General features: G+C 66.6%; 16 protein-coding genes. 12 read left to right on the forward strand and 4 right to left on the reverse strand.

The features are described from left to right. Positions 1 to 1,705, forward strand: a 1,705-nt coding sequence (locus NS6_RS24930; RefSeq protein ID WP_174552631.1) for an NAD-glutamate dehydrogenase domain-containing protein, incomplete at its 5' end; no start/stop codon positions are given. Positions 1,706 to 1,815: 110 nt separating this feature from the next. Here NS6_RS24930 and NS6_RS24935 read toward each other — a convergent pair. Beyond that, positions 1,816 to 2,970: an SPFH domain-containing protein gene (locus NS6_RS24935; RefSeq protein WP_068046226.1), complete on the reverse strand. Its 1,155-nt coding sequence runs from the start codon at positions 2,968 to 2,970 to the stop codon at positions 1,816 to 1,818. 205 nt (positions 2,971 to 3,175) lie between these two features. On the opposite strand from NS6_RS24935, the gene NS6_RS24940 reads away from it, so the two are divergent. After that, positions 3,176 to 4,696 carry an amino acid permease gene (locus NS6_RS24940; RefSeq protein ID WP_068046228.1) on the forward strand — a complete coding sequence of 507 codons (1,521 nt, stop codon included), beginning with the start codon at positions 3,176 to 3,178 and terminating at the stop codon, positions 4,694 to 4,696. A gap of 147 nt (positions 4,697 to 4,843) precedes the next feature. Beyond that, complete coding sequence (locus NS6_RS24945; RefSeq protein ID WP_245669498.1) at positions 4,844 to 7,636, forward strand: serine/threonine-protein kinase; 2,793 nt, start codon at positions 4,844 to 4,846, stop codon at positions 7,634 to 7,636. Positions 7,637 to 7,641: 5 nt separating this feature from the next. On the opposite strand, the gene NS6_RS35255 is transcribed toward NS6_RS24945, so the two are convergent. Beyond that, positions 7,642 to 8,025 carry a DUF1707 SHOCT-like domain-containing protein gene (locus NS6_RS35255; protein ID WP_068046231.1) on the reverse strand — a complete coding sequence of 128 codons (384 nt, stop codon included), beginning with the start codon at positions 8,023 to 8,025 and terminating at the stop codon, positions 7,642 to 7,644. Positions 8,026 to 8,169: 144 nt separating this feature from the next. On the opposite strand from NS6_RS35255, the gene NS6_RS34225 reads away from it, so the two are divergent. The 4 genes from NS6_RS34225 (at position 8,170) to NS6_RS24965 (ending at position 12,686) form a co-directional block, all read left to right on the forward strand. Further along, positions 8,170 to 8,466 (forward strand): WhiB family transcriptional regulator, encoded by a 297-nt coding sequence (locus NS6_RS34225; protein WP_084471390.1) that lies wholly within the window; start codon positions 8,170 to 8,172, stop codon positions 8,464 to 8,466. 87 nt (positions 8,467 to 8,553) lie between these two features. Beyond that, positions 8,554 to 9,309, forward strand: a complete 756-nt coding sequence (locus tag NS6_RS24955) for a MerR family transcriptional regulator (protein WP_068046234.1) — start codon at positions 8,554 to 8,556, stop codon at positions 9,307 to 9,309. A 200-nt stretch (positions 9,310 to 9,509) separates the two neighbouring features. Further along, the gene (locus NS6_RS24960; RefSeq protein ID WP_068046237.1) at positions 9,510 to 10,082 is read left to right on the forward strand and encodes a dihydrofolate reductase family protein; all 573 of its coding nucleotides are present in this window, start codon (positions 9,510 to 9,512) and stop codon (positions 10,080 to 10,082) included. A 93-nt stretch (positions 10,083 to 10,175) separates the two neighbouring features. Beyond that, the gene (locus NS6_RS24965) at positions 10,176 to 12,686 is read left to right on the forward strand and encodes an ATP-binding protein (RefSeq protein ID WP_168443466.1); all 2,511 of its coding nucleotides are present in this window, start codon (positions 10,176 to 10,178) and stop codon (positions 12,684 to 12,686) included. A 16-nt stretch (positions 12,687 to 12,702) separates the two neighbouring features. On the opposite strand, the gene NS6_RS24970 is transcribed toward NS6_RS24965, so the two are convergent. Next, on the reverse strand, positions 12,703 to 13,011 hold the full coding sequence (locus tag NS6_RS24970; RefSeq protein ID WP_068046243.1) for a hypothetical protein: 309 nt from the start codon (positions 13,009 to 13,011) through the stop codon (positions 12,703 to 12,705). A gap of 111 nt (positions 13,012 to 13,122) precedes the next feature. On the opposite strand from NS6_RS24970, the gene NS6_RS36270 reads away from it, so the two are divergent. Then, positions 13,123 to 13,245: a hypothetical protein gene (locus NS6_RS36270; RefSeq protein ID WP_281211435.1), complete on the forward strand. Its 123-nt coding sequence runs from the start codon at positions 13,123 to 13,125 to the stop codon at positions 13,243 to 13,245. A 278-nt stretch (positions 13,246 to 13,523) separates the two neighbouring features. Here the strand turns inward: NS6_RS36270 and NS6_RS24975 are convergent, their stop codons facing one another. Beyond that, positions 13,524 to 15,986, reverse strand: a complete 2,463-nt coding sequence (locus NS6_RS24975; protein WP_084471427.1) for a phosphoketolase family protein — start codon at positions 15,984 to 15,986, stop codon at positions 13,524 to 13,526. 286 nt (positions 15,987 to 16,272) lie between these two features. On the opposite strand from NS6_RS24975, the gene NS6_RS24980 reads away from it, so the two are divergent. The 4 genes from NS6_RS24980 (at position 16,273) to NS6_RS24995 (ending at position 20,302) form a co-directional block, all read left to right on the forward strand. Then, entirely contained in the window at positions 16,273 to 16,842 is a 570-nt protein-coding gene (locus NS6_RS24980) for an FKBP-type peptidyl-prolyl cis-trans isomerase (RefSeq protein ID WP_068046249.1), read from the forward strand. A 273-nt stretch (positions 16,843 to 17,115) separates the two neighbouring features. Then, a complete protein-coding gene (gene tig, locus NS6_RS24985) occupies positions 17,116 to 18,498 on the forward strand; it encodes a trigger factor (protein WP_068046916.1) in 1,383 nt (460 codons plus the stop codon). 456 nt (positions 18,499 to 18,954) lie between these two features. Further along, the gene (locus tag NS6_RS24990) at positions 18,955 to 19,545 is read left to right on the forward strand and encodes an ATP-dependent Clp protease proteolytic subunit (protein ID WP_068046919.1); all 591 of its coding nucleotides are present in this window, start codon (positions 18,955 to 18,957) and stop codon (positions 19,543 to 19,545) included. Between the two features lie 88 nt (positions 19,546 to 19,633). Further along, the gene (locus NS6_RS24995; RefSeq protein ID WP_068046252.1) at positions 19,634 to 20,302 is read left to right on the forward strand and encodes an ATP-dependent Clp protease proteolytic subunit; all 669 of its coding nucleotides are present in this window, start codon (positions 19,634 to 19,636) and stop codon (positions 20,300 to 20,302) included. Positions 20,303 to 20,451 lie beyond the last annotated feature (149 nt).

Raw genomic sequence — 20,451 nt, forward strand, 5'->3', positions numbered from 1 at the left:
TGGCGGCGTCTACGACCGCACCGCCAAGGCAATTCCGGTGACAGCACAGGTTCGTGCGGCCCTGGGGCTTCCACAATCCACCACCCGGCTGTCGCCGCCGGAAATGATCCGCGCGATTCTCGAGGCGCCGGTGGATCTGCTGTGGAACGGCGGTATCGGCACCTATATCAAGGCGAGCACCGAAACCAACGCCGATGTCGGTGATAAATCCAACGACTCTGTCCGCGTGAATGCCGACAGGTTGCGCGTCAAAGTGATCGGGGAGGGTGGAAACCTGGGCGCCACTGCATTGGGGCGGATCGAATTCTGCCGTGGCGGCGGCAAGATGAACACCGATGCACTGGACAATTCCGCCGGAGTCGATTGTTCCGACCACGAGGTGAACATCAAGGTACTGCTCGATGCCGTGGTTTCGGCGGGGGAACTGGATATCGCCGACCGCAATCCATTGCTCGTGGATATGACCGACGAGGTCGCCGAACTCGTCCTGCGGGACAATATCTCGCAGAACTTCCGGATCGGTCTCTCCCGATCGGTCGCCGACCGGCGCGGTGCCGTTCACCGGCGGTTGCTCACCGAACTGGAAACCCGTCGCGGTGTGGACCGCCGGCTGGAGGCGCTGCCGTCGGACGCCGAGATGGAACGGCGCATCGCAGCCGGGGCCGGGCTCACTTCACCGGAACTGGCCACCGCCATCGCCCATGTCAAGCTCGCGTTGAAAGCCGATCTGCTGGCCGGGGATCTGCCCGACAGCCCGACCTTCACCGCTGTCCTGCCGCAGTACTTCCCGACCCCGCTACGCGACCGCTTCGCCGCTGCCATCGCCAACCACCCTCTGCGCCGCGAGATCGTCGCAACCGTCGTGGTCAACGAGATGGTCGATTTCGGCAGCGCGACCTTCGCGTTCCGGCTGGCCGAGGAGATCGGTGCCACGACCGATGATGCCGTGCGGGCGTTCACCGCCGCGGTGGACATCTTCCGGCTGCGGGATCTGTGGCAGCGGATCCGGACGACCCCCATGCCGACAGCGGTGCGGGACCGCCTGGAGCAGGAAACCAACCGGGTCCTGGAACGAGGCGCGCGCTGGTTGTTGCTGAATCGGCCGCAACCGATCGCTATCAGTGCCGATATCGCGCGCTACCGTGACGGTGTCAGGGCACTGGCGAAGCAGGTCCCGGCCTGGCTGCCCACGCCTCTGTCCGAACGAGTCGCGGCGCAGGCAGCAACCGCGGCGGACGACGGTGCGCCGATCGGCCTGGCCACCGAGGTCTATCACCTCATTCAGCTGTTCCCGCTGCTGGATGTGCTGGATATCGCCGATATCGCCGAACGCGACGCGCACGAGGTGGCCGAGTTGTATTTCGCGCTCAACGCCCACCTGGAGATCACCCGGCTGATCGGCGCGGTGGGCGACCTCGACTACGACCGGCGCTGGGCCGGTCTGGCCCGGCTGGCGTTACGTGACGATCTCTACGAATCGCTGCGCCTGCTGACGCTCGATATCGCCTCTGCTACCGCCCCCGAAGACCCGGTCTCGGAGAAGCTGGACTATTGGGAGCAGACGAACCGGTCGCGCCTGGCGCGGGCCCGCGGGACGCTGACCGAGATCTTCGGGGTCACCCGCCACGACTTGGCCACTCTTTCGGTGGCGGCCCGTCAGGTCCGCAGTCTGGCGGGAACCTCGGAGTCGGCAACCGTCGTCTGAGAACACAACCCCTGCTTTCCGGACTCGCAGCGCTGCGGCACGGCCGCGCGCTCCGCGGACGGAAAGCAGGGGACAGGCGTGCGGGTCGCGTCTCAGCGGGTCGGCACGGATCAGCCGGGCAGTGCAGGGCTTCCACACGAGCCGCAGAATTTCGCGGTCGCGAGGAGCCGGGCCCCGCACCCCCGGCAATCCGGTATCCGGTTGGGGGCGAGCCGCATTCCACAGTTCACACAGAAGTTGGCGCCCTCCGGGTTCACCGTGTTGCATCCGGTGCACACAGGTGCGGCGGCACTCGATGGGGGTGACCCGGCCGGCAGCTCCGTGGACCCGGCACCCGGTGGCAAGCTCGACTGCGGGGCCCGCTCCGGGGACGTTCGGTGTTGCCAGGGTGACGCCGGTGCGGCCGGACCGGCCCCGGGTGCCGGCGGACTCGATTGTTGCAGAGCGTTGATCCCCAGGGCCGCGCCGAGGATTCCCCCCTCGTGGCCGTGTCCGGTGGCCAAGCCGTGGCCGGCGCCCAACGCCATCTCGCCGGCCGCGTACTGCCGGAAATCGCCGGCCAGGCGGATATAGGTGACATCCTTCGCCAGTCTTTTGAGCCGGTCTGCGTCCTCGGGGGCCAGCGTGATGTCGAAGTTTCCGAGCCGGGGGACCCGCAGACCGTACTCGTAGAGCGCGGTGTTGGTCTGCTCCAGAACGGCGCGCTCGATTGCGGGTAGTTCGCCCGACAGGCCGAGTACGGGCCATTCGCCGCGGGAGACTTCTCGTGTCACCGCGACCTTCATGGACTTGAGTAGCAGATCGGCGCTCCACGACTCGATTCCGGCCGGATCGTGCAGATCGGTGCTGCCTGCCAGCGAGGTGATCAGTTGCTGGGCGTCGCGGACCGTCAGCGCGAATTCCCCGAATACCCGCAGGGTGACGATCTGCTCGCTGACCGGATCGGCGATATCGGCCAGCCGGCCACCGAACTTGATTCCGGCGAACTCGCGGGTCGAGACGAAATAGAGCTCGGCCCGGTAGTAGTTGCCGCCGGACAGGGTGTCCACCAGGGCGCCGAGAACGGGGAGCTCGTCGGCGTCCACCCGGTGCCTGCCCGGCCCCAGCGCGCCCAGGACGTGGCCGGACTTCACGAACAGTGCCGTCTGGTCGGCGTTGACTATGGCGCGGGAGTAGCGCCGGATGTTCATATCCGGCCACTTGTAGACGAGTTGTTTCTTGCCGGTCTCCGGGACGGCGATGAACTCGCGTTCGAACCAGGCCATCGGGCGCTCCTCTGTATCTGACTTACCCAGCGTAACGCCGTTCAGCGGCTCGATCAATCATGTGGCCGACCTGCGCCTAAACCTGTTTATGCACGAAAGTGCCGGATTCCCTGGGAAATATAACTGTCGGCTACCTATTGATCGTGCCGCTAACTAGCGGTACATTGCTCGCAGACATGATCTGCGCCACTCGAAAGGCAAGACGATGACAACAGTGCAAGAGCCTCGCGGACAGGAGGCGCCGGCGGAGGGCCTGCACGCCGAAGACGCGGGCTACCACAAGGCGCTGCGCCCGCGGCAGCTCCAGATGATCGCCATCGGTGGCGCCATCGGCACCGGGCTGTTCCTCGGTGCCGCAGGCCGTCTCCGCGAGGCCGGGCCAGGGCTGTTCCTGGTATTCGCCGTCTGCGGGATCTTCGTATTCTTCATTCTGCGCGCCCTGGGCGAACTGGTCCTGCACCGCCCGACCTCGGGCTCGTTCGTTTCCTACGCTCGCGAGTTCCACGGGGAGAAGCTGGCTTTCTCGGTCGGCTGGATGTACTTCTTCCACTGGTGCATGACCGGCATCGTGGATATCACCGCGATCGCCACCTACGTCCACTTCTGGGGCGCATTCGAGGCGATACCGCAGTGGAGCATTGCGCTGATCGCCCTGGCCATCGTCGTCGCGATCAATATGATCTCGGTGAAATGGTTCGGTGAACTGGAGTTCTGGGCGGCACTGATCAAGGTCGTCGCACTGGTGGGCTTCCTGATTCTGGGCACGATCTTCCTGGCCGGACGCTTCGAGATCGATGGGCAGGCCACCGGGCTCAGCATCATCAACGACAACGGCGGTTGGTTCCCGACCGGCTTCCTGCCCCTGATCGTCGTCACCACCGGTGTGGTCTTCGCCTACGCCGCGGTAGAGCTCGTGGGCACCGCGGCCGGTGAAACGGAGAACCCCGAGAAGATCATGCCGCGCGCCATCAACTCGGTGATCGCCCGGATCGCGCTGTTCTACGTCGGCTCGCTGATTCTGCTCGCACTGCTGCTGCCCTACACGGTATTCACCGCCGGTGAGAGCCCGTTCGTCACGTTCTTCTCCAAGATCGGCATCGACGGCGCCGGTTCGATGATGAACCTGGTGGTGCTGACAGCCGCCTTCTCCAGCCTCAATGCCGGGTTGTACTCGACAGGTCGCATCCTGCGCTCGATGTCGATGAACGGTAGTGCGCCGAAGGTGGCGGGCCGGATGTCCAAGAGTGGTGTGCCCTACGTCGGGATCCTCGCGACCGGTGCCATCGCGCTGGTCGGTGTGGGACTGAACGCGTTGGTCCCCGAGCAGGCATTCGAGATCGTGCTGAACGTCTCCGCGCTGGGCACCATCTTCTCGTGGGCAGCGATCCTGCTCTGCCAGCAGAAGCTGTACCGCTGGTCCCAGGAAGGCAAGGTGACCCGGCCGAAGTTCCGGTTGCCCGGTGCGCCGTACACCAACTACGCGACCATGATCTTCCTTGCCGCCGTAGTTCTGCTGATGCTGTTCAGCGATGAAATCGAACAGCGGGCCGCCGTGATCGCGATGGTGGTGATCGGTGTTCCGGCCCTGGTCGGTGGCTGGTTCGTGGCCCGCAAAGGGGTGAACGAACTCATCGCACAGCGCCCGGAGCCGGCTCCTTCGCTCGCCAAGTCCACGGAATCGGCCCCCACGGTCCGTGTCCTGGACGAGCCGGACGACCAGAAGTAGATCGCAACCGCACAATGCGCACTTCCCCGGACACAGCGTGTCCGGGGAAGTGCGCATTCCCAGGAAAGGGAACGCCGGTGCGTCGGCGCTCTGGGGGCGGGATCACAATGGACTCTCGGTTCACCCTGTGGGTTTGAGAGGTCGTGCATGCCAGAGCATTCCAGCCCGTCCGAACCGCCGCTGTCGCCACCCTGGTCGCCCCGGCGGGTTCGCGGCGCGGCGATGCCGCGGCGGGCGGCGCACACCTGGTCGACCCGGCGTACCACCAGCAGCGGAAATGTGCACCGGGGGCCGGCCACGGAATCGGATCTCACGCGCGCCGCCGAGGAACTGCTCGCCGAATCCGGTGCGAGTGCTCCGCGCAGCCCCACCGATGCCGCGGTGCCGCCGAGTGGGGCCGGGGTATTCGTTCCGGTGACCGTGGGCTCGGCCCCGGTGATCGGGGCGCCTCCGCAGGCAGGTTCCGGGGCGGGCGCCGGTGAAGAAATCGAATCGTCCTCCGGTGGTGCCGCCGCGCCGGACCGCGGGATCGAAACCGACAGCGGCGATTCCGCCGGACAGCAGGCGAGTGAGTCCGGTGCTCTGTCCGGGCTTTCCGATTTCGACCGTGCCATTGCCGCGCTCACCGGTGACGATATCGCTCGACTCAACAGTCTCGGCGACCCGGATGACGACGATCTCGAGTCCCTGTTGCTGGAGGACGACGACGATCTCGACGCCCTGCTGCGGGAGGAGGGCGAGGATCCCGACGTCGATTTCGACCCGTTCGCCGGGTTCGAGGACGAATCTCCCTCCGGCCGCAATGCCCGCTCCCGGCCGAGTGTGCGCAGGCTGGGCGCCGGACTGGTCGCTTTGCCACGGGTGGATCCGGTGGACCCCGCCACCGCGGTCCTGGCGGACCCGGTGGTTCCCGAGAGCAAACGCTTCTGCTGGAAATGCCAGGCACCCAACGGGCGATCCGGGCCGGACGGTCCCGCCCCGGTCGCGGGGGAGTGCTCGAAATGCGGTTCCGACTATAATTTTCTGCCCGCTCTGTCGGCCGGTGAGGTGGTCGCCGAGCAGTACGTGGTCAAGGGGTGCCTGGCCCACGGTGGCCTCGGCTGGATCTACCTGGCGGTCGATACGAACGTCAGTGATCGCTGGGTCGTGCTCAAGGGGCTGCAGAATCCGCAAGACTTCGAAGCTCACGTGGTGGCGCTGGCCGAACGTCAGTTCCTCTCCGAGATCACCCATCCCGGCGTGGTCAAGATCTACAACTTCGTCAAGCATCGCTCCCACCGGGAGCAGGCCGATGGCTATATCGTCATGGAGTACGTCGGCGGGCGGTCGTTGAAGAAGATGCTGGATCTGGCCGGTCCGGACCGTCTTCCGGTGGCCGAGACCCTGGCGTACACGATGGAGGTGCTGCCCGCACTCGACTACCTGCACTCGTTCGGCCTGGCCTACAACGACCTGAAGCCGGACAACATCATGGTCACCGACGACGAGGTCAAACTCATCGATCTCGGCGCCGTGGCGGCCATGGAGTCCTACGGCAGTATCTACGGCACGCCCGGTTATCAGGCGCCGGAGATCATCGAAACCGGCCCGACGGTTGCCTCGGATATCTACGCCGCCGGGCGCACGCTGGCGGCGCTCATCCTCGACCTGCGCAAGGATGCCCAGGGAAATTACTGCGCGGATATCCCTACGCCGGAGGGGTACCCGCTGCTGCGGAAGTATCCGTGCCTGCATCGACTGCTGGTCCGGGCGACCCATGCCGATCCGAGCCGGCGCTTTCCGTCCACCTACGCCATGTACTGCCAGCTGGCCGGGGTGTTGCGGATGGTGCTGGCCGCAGACACCGGCCGCGAGCATCCGCAGGCCTCCGCCGAGTTCGGTTCGCTGCGGGGTGACTTCGGGATCGATACGCTGATCGGTCAGACCGACGGGATGGTCGACGGCGCGTATCGCAGCTCTGTACTCGATACCGCGTCGGTCGTGGCGGCATTGCCGATTCCGCTGATCGATGCCGACGATCCCAGTGTGGAACTGCTCGCACCGCTGCTCCACGGAGACGCGCGCCGCACGCTGGACTCGTTGCGCCAGACCGCCGAACGTATTGCGGCCGGCACCATCGATGCCCCGGAGACCTTCGAGGTAGAGGGAGCGCTGACCGCGATCCGCGCCCATATCGACCTGGGAGATCTGACCTCGGCGATGGCTCTGCTGGAGGTGCTGCGCCCGCGGGCGGTCACCGACTGGCGGGTGGAATGGTTCAGTGGGGTCGCGGCCCTGCTGGAGGGTCAGTATCAGCGTGCCTACCTGCACTTCGACGAGGTGTACACCATGCTCCCCGGTGAGATCGCGCCCGCGCTGGCGCTGGCCGCGACCGCGGAGTTGGTGCTGCAATCCGAAACACCCGCTACGGCCGGCGACCTCGGCGACACGGATCGCTGGCACCGCGCCGCCGCCGAGTTCTACCGCCTGGTCTGGCAGACCAACCACGGCGTGGTCAGCGCGGCATTCGGTCTGGCTCGGCGGCTGGCAGCCGACGGTGAACCGCTGCGGGCGGTGCAGGTGCTCGACGAGGTGCCCGACACCTCACGTCACTACCGCACCGCTCGGATGACCGGCAGTCTGTTGCTGGTCTCCCGGCCGCATATCGAGATCAGCGAAATCGACCTGCTCGAGGCCGCCTCCCGGTTGGAGGTCGCCGGCGAACCGCGCGCGTTGCAGTTGCAGGTCGTGGTGGTGGGGGCGGCATTGGAATGGCTGCGTTCACGGATGCGGCCCGCCACTGCCGACACCGCCTTGCTCGGGTATCCACTCACTGTGGCCGGTTTGCGCGGTGGCCTGGAGTCGCGGCTGCGGGCACTGGCTCGCAGTGCCCCTGAACGGCTGCACCGGTACCGCCTGGTGGACCTGGCCAACAGTGTCCGGCCGCATACCCGGTGGTGAGCTGCTCAGGGGCGTCCCGGCGCGCGGCGCCGGCGCAGCGCGGTGGGCAGCAGCGGCGCCGAGACCAGGAGAACGACCAGCAGCAACAGCCACAGCCACCCGCCGAAGGCGAGGGCGAGTACGAAGGCGAACGCGGCTGCGCAGCCGGCCATGATCGCGAAACCCATAGCGGGATCGGCGGGCGGCGGGGGGGCCGACGGTGCCGGGGCGGCCGGGAGATCGGTGAACAGGCTCGCCAGCTCCGCCGTGGTGGTCGCGGCCGTTGCCGTGTCGGCCCGGTCCTCGTAGTCGCCGAGTGTCAACCGGCCCGCGCCCAGATGTTCGGCGAGCTCTCGCAAGGCGCGCTCGCGCTCCCCGACGGATATCCGTGCCCCCGGTAGCTCACTCATATCCGCAGAATAAGACTGTTTCGCCGGGGCGGGTGGAAACCGGATTCGCCACTGCCGGGAAGTCGGTCCACCCCCTCGGAAAGCCGATTCCCAGAGTTGGGGAGTAATTAGGCTGCCTACAAAATGGCGGGTAAGGAGTTGTATATGGCCACCGTGATCCCGTATCGGCGCCCGGCCGCCGAGGTATGGGACTGGCAGCTGCTCGGGTCCTGCCGCGGTCTGGAATCGACGGTGTTCTTCCATCCGGAGGGCGAACGTGGCCGGGCTCGCGCCGCTCGGGTGCGCCGGGCGAAGCAGATCTGCGACGCCTGTCCGGTGCTGGACAGTTGTCGTAGTTACGCGCTGGCAGTGGGGGAACCGTACGGAGTTTGGGGCGGCATGTCGGAAGATGAACGACGTACCCATACCCAACGTGCCGCTGGTCGGAGGGCGACGAATTGACGAATCCTTGACCAACGCGGGTTGAAGCGGACGTTTCCGTCGTGTCCAGCGCGGCTCGTTACCGTTTCGATGTGGTTTCCTTGTTGTATGGCTGCTGGTGTGGAGTACACGATCGATGAACTGGCGCGCGCTGCCGGTACGACCGTGCGCAGCCTGCGGGTTTATCACGAACGGGGGGTTCTTCCCCCGCCGCAGGTCAAGGGGCGGACAGGCTTCTACAGTCCCGAACACCTCAATCGGGTGCGCACGATCAGCAGGTTGCTGGACAGAGGCATCAAACTCAACGGCATCAAGGAACTGCTCAAGGCGTGGGACCGCGGTGACGATCTCGGCGATATCCTGGGCGTCGGCGCACTGCTCGGCGGTGCGGAAGCCGGCGAGGCATCGGCCGGGGAACCTGCCTCGGCCGTGGATACCATTGCCGCGACCGAGCTGCAGGAACGGTACGCTTCGGTACCCAACGGGCTGGCACGGATCGTGGCTATGGGCTTGTACGAGCCCGTGGATGCCGCCACCTATCGGCCCGCCGACCGGCAGCTCATCCGGATGGCCGAGCAATTGGCGGCGGCAGGGGTGCCCGACGCGGAGGTTCTGGGTGAACTGGAACGGATGCGGGCCGATTGTGACCGGATGGCACGCCGCTTCGTCGACCTCTTCCAGCGCACCGCCTGGCAGAAGTACCGGGAATCGGAGCGTGACGATGCTGATCTGGTCGAGCTGACGGGGCAGCTGCAACTGGCCCGGACGCTACCGGGAAAGGCGGCCGCGGAACTGGTCAACCGGTTCGTCGCGCACTACATCGAAAGCGACAGCGAGCTGTCCGAACTGCCGACCGAGAACTGACCCTGGGGCCATCGGTGGTCTTCTCCGCGCTGGGAAACATCCGGCCGCGGTGTTTCGTCGGGTGACGATACATTCGGCGGGGGCTCTTCGGGTGCCTCGGCCGTATACCTAAGTATGTTTTCATCCCATACCGATGCGCGGTTCCCGCGGTACGGGCACAATCTGCTGCCTGGTACCGACGCGGTAGATGAGGCATGGGCATGGGAAGCGTGACGCTGTGGATGCAGATATCTGTCGACGGGTTTGCCGAGGGGCCCGACGAAGCAGTCCACTGGCCGGTTGTCGACGAGGAACTCTGTACCGAGTACCTGAGTGAACTCCGGCAGGCCGACGTCCTGTTGTACGGGCGCAAGACCTACGACATCATGGCGGCATTCTGGCCGACCGCCGACCTCACTCCGGTCTCACCGTTCTATGTGGAATTCGCGCGGTTCTGGCGGGCAGCTCCCAAACTCGTGATCAGTCGGACGCTACGGGATCCGGCCTGGAATACCGAGGTCCTCGGAGCCGGCGTTGTCGCCGAGGTGCGACGCCGTAAGGACGCGGGCCAGAACATGGTCCTGCTCGGCGGTGCCGAAACCGCCGCCGCGTTCATCGAACACGATCTGGTAGACGAATACCGCCTGTTCGTCCATCCGATTCTGCTCGGTGACGGGGTGCCGCTGTTCCGTTCAGCGGTCGACGCCACCGGACTGCGCCTGGTGGACGTGCTGACCTTCGACAGTGCGGTGGTGCAGATGCACTACCGGCATCCGGAACGGGTGCTGTGCTGAGCGTTATACCTGTGCGCAACCTCGGGTAACCATAAACGAACGGGTTCTCCACACGGCCGACCTCCGCGTGCACTAATTTACGTGTCTATGGTGGTGATCTACCCAGATGGTGCGGTACCCGCCGCATCGGCGACCGAATTCTTCGGTCGGGAACGGGAACTCGCACGCCTGCACGACCTGCTGGTATCGCCCACCGCGCGGCTGATCACGCTCGTCGGCCCGGGGGGCATCGGTAAGACCCGGCTGGCCGCCGAGGCGCTGCGGCGGACCGATCCGGGTCGGCCCGTCTACTGGGCCCGGCTGGCCGAACTCGACCGCGACTGCGGTGATTCGGCCGAGAACGTGCTGCGGTCTGTGGTGCGCACCGATATCAGCGATCCGTGCTCATTCGATCTCGGAGCGCCCGGCCACCCCGGGGCGCGGTCCGAAGACGCCATCCTGGTCCTGGACAACTGTGAACACGTGCTGGCGGCGGTGGGCCGTGTGGTACTCGACCTGCTCTCGGGGACGTCGGACCTGACGATTCTGGCCACCAGTCGCGAACCCATCGGCTGGGCCGACGAATACCTCGTCGCAGTGGGGCCGCTGTCTCCGGCGCAATCTCTGGAACTGTTCCGGCAGCGTGCCGAACTCACCGGCCGTCCGGTTGCCGACGAACCCGGCCAACTCGCGATCGTGCGCCGCATCTGCCGCCGGGTCGAGCATTCTCCGCTGCTCATCCGGCTGGCCGCGGCGCGGCTGTGGCACCAGCCGCCGGCCATGGTGCTGGCCGAACTCACCGGCGGCGCCGACGATCAGCGGATGCGCTGGTCGCAGAGCATCCGCTCCGGCAGCGAGCGCCGCCACCGCGGTATATCCGATGTGATCGCCTGGTCGTTCGATTTGTGCTGCGCCGACGAACAACTTCTGCTGTGCCGGATGTCGGTGTTCGCGGCCGGATACGAAACCGATGGGGTGGAACCGCAGCGCAACGGTGTCGATCTGGATGCGGTCGTCGCGGTCGGCGCCGACGACCTGCTACCGCCCGAACGGGTGGCCGCTCTGCTGGAGCGGCTGGCCGAACGCTCACTTGTCTGCACCTTCCGCACCGAGAACAGCGTGCGCTGGTATCTGGTGGAAAGTGTGCGCCTGTTCGCCGGCGACCGGCTGCGGCGCGATCCGGCGGAATCCGCCCGGCTGGCCGGCAGGCACCGGCGGTACTACCGGGATCGGGTGGCCGAGGCTCGTTCACGCTGGCACGGACCCGCGGAAGAAACGTGGCTGACCTGGGCGCGCACCTCGTGGGACGATATTCTCATCGGAATCGAAACCGGGCTGGCCGAGCCGGGCGAGGCATTGATCGGACTGGAAACGGCCTCGGTGCTGTTATCGGTCTGGGTGCCGTTCGTGAACGGCGGTAGTTGTTCGCTGGCCCGGCTGACCGCCGCGGCGCTCGAGGTCACGCGGGACCGGGCCGACAGTCCGCACCGGGTCCGTGCCACCGCTCTGCTGGGTTGGTTCAGCCTGTGGGAGGGCGACACTGAGCGTGCAAGACGGCTGCTGAACGACTGCGTGGCCGGGTGCCTGCCCAAGCGGGCCGGGAACGATTCATGGCGGCGGAATCCGGAAACCGATATCGGGTTGCCGCCTTCGGTGGAATGGGTCCGTGGCCTGGAACTCATGCTGTTCCAGCTGGATCCTCTCGCTGTGATGGTGCTGGACCGGGCGAACCGTAAGTTCACCGAGCGGGGGGATCGGATAGGAATCGAACGTGCCGCAGTTTTCACCGCGCTGGCTGCGGCAATGCTGGGTGAGCCGGCGCAGGCCGACGCGATCACCCGCGTGCACCTGGACCGTTCGGTGGCCGCAGAATCGTCGCTCTCGGTGCACTGGGCCCAGGTGGCGCGCGCGCTGGCGCTGGCACGGTCCGCCGAGCCGGCGGCGGCGCTGGGACCGGCGTATTCGGTGGTGTCCGGGCGGTTCGCCGTCGGGGATACATGGAAGGCCTCATGGTCCGTCGCGGTCTGCATGATTGTGCTCACCCACGTGTTGTCCGGCGATCCCGCGGCGGTGGGGGCATCGGCCGCGGTCCACGCACGGGCCGGCGAGTTGGCCTGGCTGACCGGGGTTTTCCGGGCCTGTCACCGGTCGATGGGGGTCGATGTCGAACGAGTTCCGATGATGGTGCGGGGTGTGCGCCGGGCGACGGCGGTCGCGACGGCGATCATCGGGTCCGCCGAGGTGGCGGCGGCCGAACACCGCGGTAGGCAGTACCGGCCGGGTAGCGTAATGGTCCAGCAGTATCTGCAGCGCAGCTGGCCGATCATCCGGGACCCGGTTGTTGTACCCGCTGTTCCGGGTGCCGAGCGCTGGGATGTGTTGTCACCGGCCGAACGTGCGGTTGCGGTGCTGGCCGCCGCGGGCTGGACGAACAGCGCGATCGCCGAGCGGCGGGGAAGTTCGGTGCGCACCGTGGACGCGCAGGTCGCGAGTATCCGGCAGAAGTTGGTGATCGGTTCGCGCCGTGCGATCGCCGGTCATGTTCCGGACGAACTGGCCCGCACTGTCGATGCCGAACGGGTTGCCTCGGGGCGCCGGGGCCGGCGGCGGCCGGGGTCACGGTAGGGCAGTCGCGTCCGGGTCACCGGCAGGCGTAGAAGTAGGGCTTGTACGCGCAGATGTCGTGAAAGACGCCGCCGCCGTCGTTGGTTTCGCTGCGGTACGCCGGGATGGCGTGCATGGGCTCGTTGCGGTTACTGGTATCGGCGGGAATTGCATGGGTGTCGTCGTATGTGCCGTTACCCGGGTGTGAATCACCGCGGGTGCTGTGGCCGACATCGGCATGGGCCGCCTGTGCTGTCAGGGTGGCGGGTGCCAGGACGAGTGCGCCGGTCAGGGCGGCCGCCGCGGCGATCTTTTTCACCAGTTCATGGGTGCGAGCGATGATCATGGTCGTCTTCCGTTCCTTTGGGGCGGTATAGAACTTGCACGGCGAAACATTGTCTGTGGTCCGTCGTTCTATGTGCCGCTGTTTAACGGTACGGTACATGATGGTGTGGATATGCGCGCGTTGATTTCCCTGGAATGGGAACGATCGGTATCCGCCGCAGCCCGCCGCGCCACCACCGCCCTCACCGTGGATGTGCCCGAATGCCTGGGCCGGATGCTAGGGGTGGCCCGGTAATTCGGAGGTTGCGCACGGAGCCGTAGGGCGGTGGATGGACCAGCCGGCACGGGTCCACCGCGAACCGGCGCATCATCTACAGGATTGCGCTCGCGTTCTCCTGCCTGGATCCCGACGTGCCCGTGGTGGCGGGTGTCGGCCGCCCGGCAGCCGGCTACATCGTCGAGGCCGTCTGCCGCTGCGGGCACCGCAACGCCGACAGCTCCCCATCGACGACCACACCGGTGTACAGGCGCAAAGTGTCGGCAAGGCAGTTTCGCCCGGGGCCGGGCGTTCGTTCACCCGGGCCGGCGCCAGTCCGCTACCTCGGGGATATCCTCACCGTGCTGCCGGGTCCAGGTCCGGGCCCGTAGCCGGGCATCCACCATGTCCTGCCGCAACCCCGCCGCCTGCTGCCGCAGTGCCGGTACCCGGTCGATGACATCCATCACCAGGTGGTAGCGGTCGAGATCGTTGAGCATGACCATATCGAAGGGCGTTGTGGTCGTGCCCTGTTCCTTGTAACCCCGGACGTGCAGGCCGTCATGGTTGGTGCGGCGGTACGTGAGCCGGTGGATCAACCACGGGTAGCCGTGGAAGGCGAAGATCACGGGGGAGCCCCGGGTGAACAGGGTGTCGAATTCGCTGTCGGGCAGGCCGTGTGGGTGTTCCTCCGCCGGTAGCAGGCGCATCAGATCCACCACGTTCACCACCCGTACCCGCAACCAGGGCAGCTTCTCACGCAGGATCGAGGCCGCGGCAAGAGTTTCCAAGGTAGGGACGTCGCCGGCGCAGGCCAGCACCACATCCGGGGTGGTGGCCGGTTCGTCGCGGTTGCCCGCCCATTCCCAGATTCCGATTCCACGGGCGCAGTGCAGCGCGGCGTCGGTGGCCGACAGCCAATCCGGCTGCGGCTGTTTACCCGCCACCACCACGTTCACGTAGTGCCGTGAGCGCAGGCAGTGGTCGTACACCGAGAGCAGCGTATTCGCGTCCGGCGGCAGATACACCCGCACGATCTCGGGTTTCTTGTTCAGCACCACATCGAGGAAACCGGGATCCTGATGGGTGAAACCGTTGTGGTCCTGCCGCCAGACATGGGAGGACAGCAGGTAGTTCAGGCTCGCCAGCGGGCGCCGCCACGGTACCTCGGCGCTGGCATCGAGCCATTTGGCGTGCTGGTTGAACATCGCGTCGACGATATGGACGAAGGCCTCGTAGCAGGTGAAGACGCCGTGCCGGCCGGTCAGCAGATATCCCTCCAGCAGGCCCTGGCACATATGTTCGGACAGCACTTCGATGACCCGGCCGGTGCGGTCGAGTTTCACGTCGTCGGGGCCGATCTCGGCCTGCCAGTTGCGGCCGGTGACCGTGAGGATGTCCTGTAACCGGTTGCTGGCCAGTTCGTCGGGAGCGAAGGTGAGGAAGTTGTCCGGGTTGCGTTCGGTGACGGTCCGGAGCCAGCCGCCCAGCACGCGGGTGGCCTCGTGGCTGGTGCGCCCCGGTTCGGAAACATCCACCGCGTAGTCGCGCCAATCGGGTAGCCGCAGGTCACGGACAAGTTCCCCGCCGTTGGCCACCGGGTTCGCACTCATCCGTTTCGCCCCCACCGGCACCAGCCGGCGCAACTCGGAGACCGGGGCGCCGGCTTCGTCGAACAACTCCTCCGGCCGATAGGACCGCAGCCACTGTTCGAGCACCGCACGATGCCCGGCATTCTGGCGAGCCGCGGGCAGCGGCACCTGATGCGCGCGGAATGTTCCCTCTACCGGCTTTCCGTCGACCTGAGGCGGCCCGGTCCACCCCTTGGGGGTCCGCAGCACGATCATCGGCCAGTGCGGGCGGGCGGTGTCGGTCCCGTCGCGGGCAGCGCGCTGGATCTGCGCGATCCGCTCCAGGCAGGCGTCCATGGCGGCGGCCAGATCCTGATGGACCTGCGCGGGGTCGCGACCGGCGACGATCAGCGGCTCGTACCCGTTGCCCCGCAGCAACGAACAGAGTTCGTCTTCCGGGATCCGGGCCAGCAGGGTCGGGTTGGCGATCTTGTATTCGTTCAGCGCCAGAATCGGCAGTACCGCGCCGTCGCGGGCCGGGTTCAGGAATTTGTTCGAATGCCAGCTGCCCGCCAGCGGGCCGGTTTCGGCCTCCCCGTCACCGATCACGCAGAACACCGTGAGATGTGGGTTGTCCAGTGCGGCACCGAATGCGTGCAGCAGCGAATAGCCCAGTTCCCCGCCCTCGTGGAACGAACCGGGTGTCTCCGGTGCGCAATGGCTCGGTACCCCGCCGGGAAAGGAGAACTGCGCGAACAACGCACGCATCCCCTCGGCATCGCGTGGTACATGGCTGTAAAGCTCCGAATAGGTGCCCTCCAGCCACGCACACGCATTCGGCCCCGGACCGCCGTGCCCGGGTCCGGCCACGAATACCGCGTCCAGATCGCGCGCCAGAATCGCCCGGTTCGCGTGCACCCACGCCAGATTCAGCCCTGGCACGGTACCGAAATGACCGAGCAGCCGCGGTTTGACATGCTCGGGTGCCAGCGGTTCGCGCACGAGTGGATTCGCCATCAGATAGATCTGCCCGACCGACAGATAATTGGCGGCCCGCCACCATGCGTCCAGGGTCTCCAGCTCGTCCGCGTCGAGCGGGCCCTGCGCCGTCGCGGACAGCACATAAGGACGGGGTGCGATCGATTCACCCCCGTCACCGCCCGGATTGTCGGCAGCGGTATCCCCACCTGCACTTGCCAACTGCGTCATACGCCGAACCTCCTGGAGGTCATGGTCGCGCCGGGCAATCCGCACTCCGATACGGACGCCCCCAACGATAGCTGGAGGTGTGCCGCGTCCGGGCCGGTTCTCGCGTGCGGGTACCGCGGTAGCGAGTTCTGTGCGTTTTCATTCGCGGCATACCCGCGAAGCCGGCCGATAACCGAGAGGTTCGCCGGGGCGCCCGCCATGGCCCGGAAGGGGATTTGTCAGGGTGTGGGCCGCCGACCCCGAGGGGGCCTGACCGAGCGCCTACGGCGCACCATAAGCTCGGCGGATGCAGATATTCGGCAGGATCATCGCCGTCGCCGCCGTGGGGGCGGTCGCGTTCGGGCTCACGGGGTGCGGTTCCGACGACGCTTCCGAGACCACCGTGACCTCCACGACCTCGGCCGCCGTGCCCGTGCAGGGGGCGCCGACCGAATCGAAGGGTCGCGAATGCACGGCCGAGGACATCGGGGTCACCGGTGGTTTCGGCGAGGTACCCGAGATCACCATCCCGGACGACTGCGATCCGCCGAAACAACTCGTCGTGAAGGATCTGGGTCCCGGATCCGGGCCCGGTGCGGCCACCGGCGATCAGCTGACCATGAACTACTCCCTGGTCACCTGGTCGGACAAGCAGAAGCTGGATTCGTCCTTCGACCGCGGCGAGCCCTTCGAGCTGGCGCTCGGCTCCGGCATGGTCATCCCCGGCTGGGAGCAGGGGCTGGAAGGAGTCCAGCAGGGTGCCCGCCGGCTGCTGATCATCCCGCCGGATCTGGGTTACGGCGCCGGGGGCAACGGGGTGCAGCCCAACGAGACATTGGTCTTCGTCACCGATGCGGTGGCGGTACCCCAGGACTGAGCTGTGCTGGTGGGCGCCGGTGCGATCCGTTCGCTCGCCGCCGGGAGCCGGCCAACCGCCTCCCGGCGTACAGCCCACCCGACCCGGTCAACTACCCTGGTCGGGATGCGTATCCCGGTCGCGTGAAACCGCAGGTGCTCGCCGTTCCGGACGGTACGCCGGCGGCGCGTACCCGCGTGCTGTCGCCAGACCACGCGCCATCACCGCGTACCGGTACGGAACAACGTGCCGGGCCGAGGTCAAGACGAACCGACGAGAACAAGGAGCATGTCCGTGAAGAGCACCGTCGAGCAGCTGAGCCCGACCCGGGTCCGGATCAATGTCGAGGTGCCCTTCGAGGAGCTGAAGCCGGACTTCGATCGCGCCTACAAAGCCCTGGCCAAGCAGGTGCGCATTCCCGGCTTCCGTCCGGGCAAGGCACCGGCCAAGCTGCTCGAGGCGCGCCTGGGTCGCGGCGCGGTGCTGGAGCAGGTAGTCAACGATGCGCTGCCCGGCCGCTACAGCGAGGCCGTGACCACCTCCGAGGTGAAGGTCATCGGGCAGCCCGAGATCGAGATCACCAAGATCGAGGACGGCCAGGAGCTGGCGTTCACCGCGGAGGTCGATATCCGTCCGGAGATCGCCCTGCCCGAGGATTACAGCAGCATCGCCGTCACCGTCGACGCCATCGAGATCGCCGATGAAGACATCGACGAGCAGTTGCAGTCGCTGCGCCAGCGGTTCGGGACCCTCGTGGGCGTCGAACGTGCGGTGCAGGAAGGCGATTTCGTCTCCATCGATCTGTCGGCCACCGTGGACGGCGAGGATGTCCCGGAGGCGGCGACCACCGGGCTGTCGCACGAGGTCGGTTCGGGTCAGCTGATCGAGGGTCTGGACGACACCCTGCTCGGCATGTCCGACGGTGAGTCCAAAGAGTTCACCTCCACCTTGGTCGCCGGTGACCACGCCGGTAAGGAAGCCGTGATCACCGTGACCCTCGGTTCGGTCAAGGAACGCGAACTGCCCGAAGCCGATGACGAATTCGCACAGCTGGCCAGCGAATTCGACACCATCGACGAGCTGAAGGCCGATCTGCGCACCCGCGTCGAGCGGAACAAGAAGGTGCAGCAGGCCGGAGATATCCGCGACCAGGTGCTGGAGAAGCTGCTCGACACAGTCGACGTGCCGCTGCCGGCGGCCGTGGTCAAGGCCGAGGTCGACGCCGTGGAACACGACGCCGTGCACGGTTTCGACCACGACGAGGAGAAGTTCGCCGCGGCGCTGGAGGCCCAGGGCTCCAGCCGCGAGGAATTCGACGCCGACACCTTGGAAGCCGCCGAGAAGTCGGTGAAGACCCAGCTGCTGCTGGATGCCGTCGCCGAGGCCGAGGGCACCCAGGTCGGGCAGGAGGAGCTGACCGAGCGCATCCTGTTCCAGGCCCAGCGCTACGGGATGGCGCCGGAACAGTTCATCCAGCAGGTGCAGCAGGCCGGCCAGCTGGGCGCGGTCTTCGCCGACGTCCGTCGCGGCAAGGCACTGGCGGAGGTCGTCGGTAAGGTGACCGTCACCGACTCGGACGGCAACACCGTGGATACCGAGGAGATGTTCGGCAGCCCCGAGCCCGCCGCCGACGAGGCCGCCGAAGAATCGACCGCGGAGACCGCGGACAAGGAGTAACCCGAACAAGCAGTACGGATCGGAAGCCCTGGGACCAGAGGCGGTGTCGGCAATCCAGAGAATGCATGGGAACTTTCCCCCGTCCTCGGTATGCCCGCCCCCGGTTTCCCAGGGCTTCCCTTCTATTCCCTCCCCCGTATTGCCCGCCTCCCTGGGTGGGGCTCGCCCCCGGTCCGGAGCGACGGTGCGGGGGAGTGGAGATCAGGGGTTGACAGGACCCCACCCTCGAGCCGCGGAGCGGCTCCAAAATGACAGCGCGGAGCAACGGCGGCCCGTGGAACCCGAGGCCGGAAGATCCGGGACCGAAGTGCCGCGAACCGTATGCCGTGTAATTGCGCTCTCAGCGAATAGGCGTGGGACCGGGAGTTCGGCCGCACCACCTTTCGTTAATGTTTGTGACAGCAACGAGCCGGCGAGAGAAGGCAGGTATCCGTGACAATCAACCAAGCCGAGGTCATGACAGCTCCGACCGCTGGGCTCAATCTCAGCGATTCCGTGTACGAGCGCCTGCTGAGTTCGCGCATTATTTTTCTCGGCACCCAGGTCGACGATGACATCGCCAACAAGATCTGTGCGCAGCTCCTGCTGTTGTCGGCGGAAGACTCGACCAAAGATATTTCGCTCTACATCAACTCGCCGGGCGGGTCGGTGAACGCGGGTATGGCGATCTACGACACCATGCAGTTCGTCGAATGCGATATCGCGACCACCGCGATGGGTCTGGCCGCGTCCATGGGGCAGTTCCTGCTGACCGCGGGTGCGAAGGGGAAGCGTTACGCGCTGCCGCACACCCGGATCATGATGCATCAGCCGTCGGCCGGTATCGGTGGTTCGGCCGCGGATATCGCGATCATGGCCGAGCAGTTCGCCTACACCAAGCGTGAGCTCAACGAGTTGCAGGCGATGCACACCGGAAAGCCGGTGGAGCAGATCAACGCCGACGCGGACCGCGATCGCTGGTTCACACCCGATCAGGCGCTGGAGTACGGCTTCATCGACCATGTGGTCACGAGTGCGCGCCAGACGGGCGGCACGGGCGGCAACTAGGGCGGCGTTCGTGAATCCGGCCCGGGTGGCCGGCCGGGGTTCGCGAATCCGTCCGGCGGACAGCTCACTCACAGACTTGGAGACGAATATGGCCAATCCGAACGTTGCACGCGCCGGTCTGGGCGGCCTCGCCCCGGCGGGCCCGCAGTCGCGCTACATCCTGCCGTCGTTCATCGAGCATTCGAGTTTCGGCGTCAAGGAATCCAACCCGTACAACAAGCTGTTCGAGGAACGCATCATCTTCCTCGGCGTGCAGGTCGACGATGCCTCGGCGAACGACATCATGGCGCAGCTGCTGGTGCTGGAATCGCTGGATCCCGATCGCGATATCACGATGTACATCAACTCGCCGGGTGGTTCGTTCACCTCGCTGATGGCGATCTACGACACCATGCAGTACGTGCGTGCCGATGTCGCGACCGTCTGCCTCGGGCAGGCGGCCTCGGCGGCGGCGGTACTGCTGGCAGCGGGTACGCCCGGGAAGCGGGCCTGCCTGCCGAATGCGCGGGTGCTGATCCACCAGCCGTCGGTGGAGGGCGGTATCCAGGGGCAGGTATCGGATCTGGAGATCCAGGCTGCCGAGATCGAGCGGATGCGCCGGCTGATGGAGACCACGCTTGCCCGCCATACCGGCAAGGACGCGGACACGATCCGCAAGGACACCGATCGCGACAAGATCCTGACGGCCGAGGACGCCAAGGAGTACGGGATCATCGATACGGTGTTCGACTACCGGAAGCTCAGCGCTCAGAAGTGAGCGCGGCGGGTCCTGCGTACCGCGATTACCCGCGGTACGCAGGATCGGCCGGGGAGCGGGACCCGGCCGCGCCGCTGCGGCGCCGAACGTGCGACACGCCCCGTGCGGCCCGCGCGGTGGAAATCGCGCGACGACGCCGTATCCGCGTG

The sequence above is a fragment of the Nocardia speluncae NBRC 108251 genome (assembly GCF_001613245.1).
In the GTDB taxonomy this organism is placed as follows: domain Bacteria; phylum Actinomycetota; class Actinomycetes; order Mycobacteriales; family Mycobacteriaceae; genus Nocardia; species Nocardia speluncae.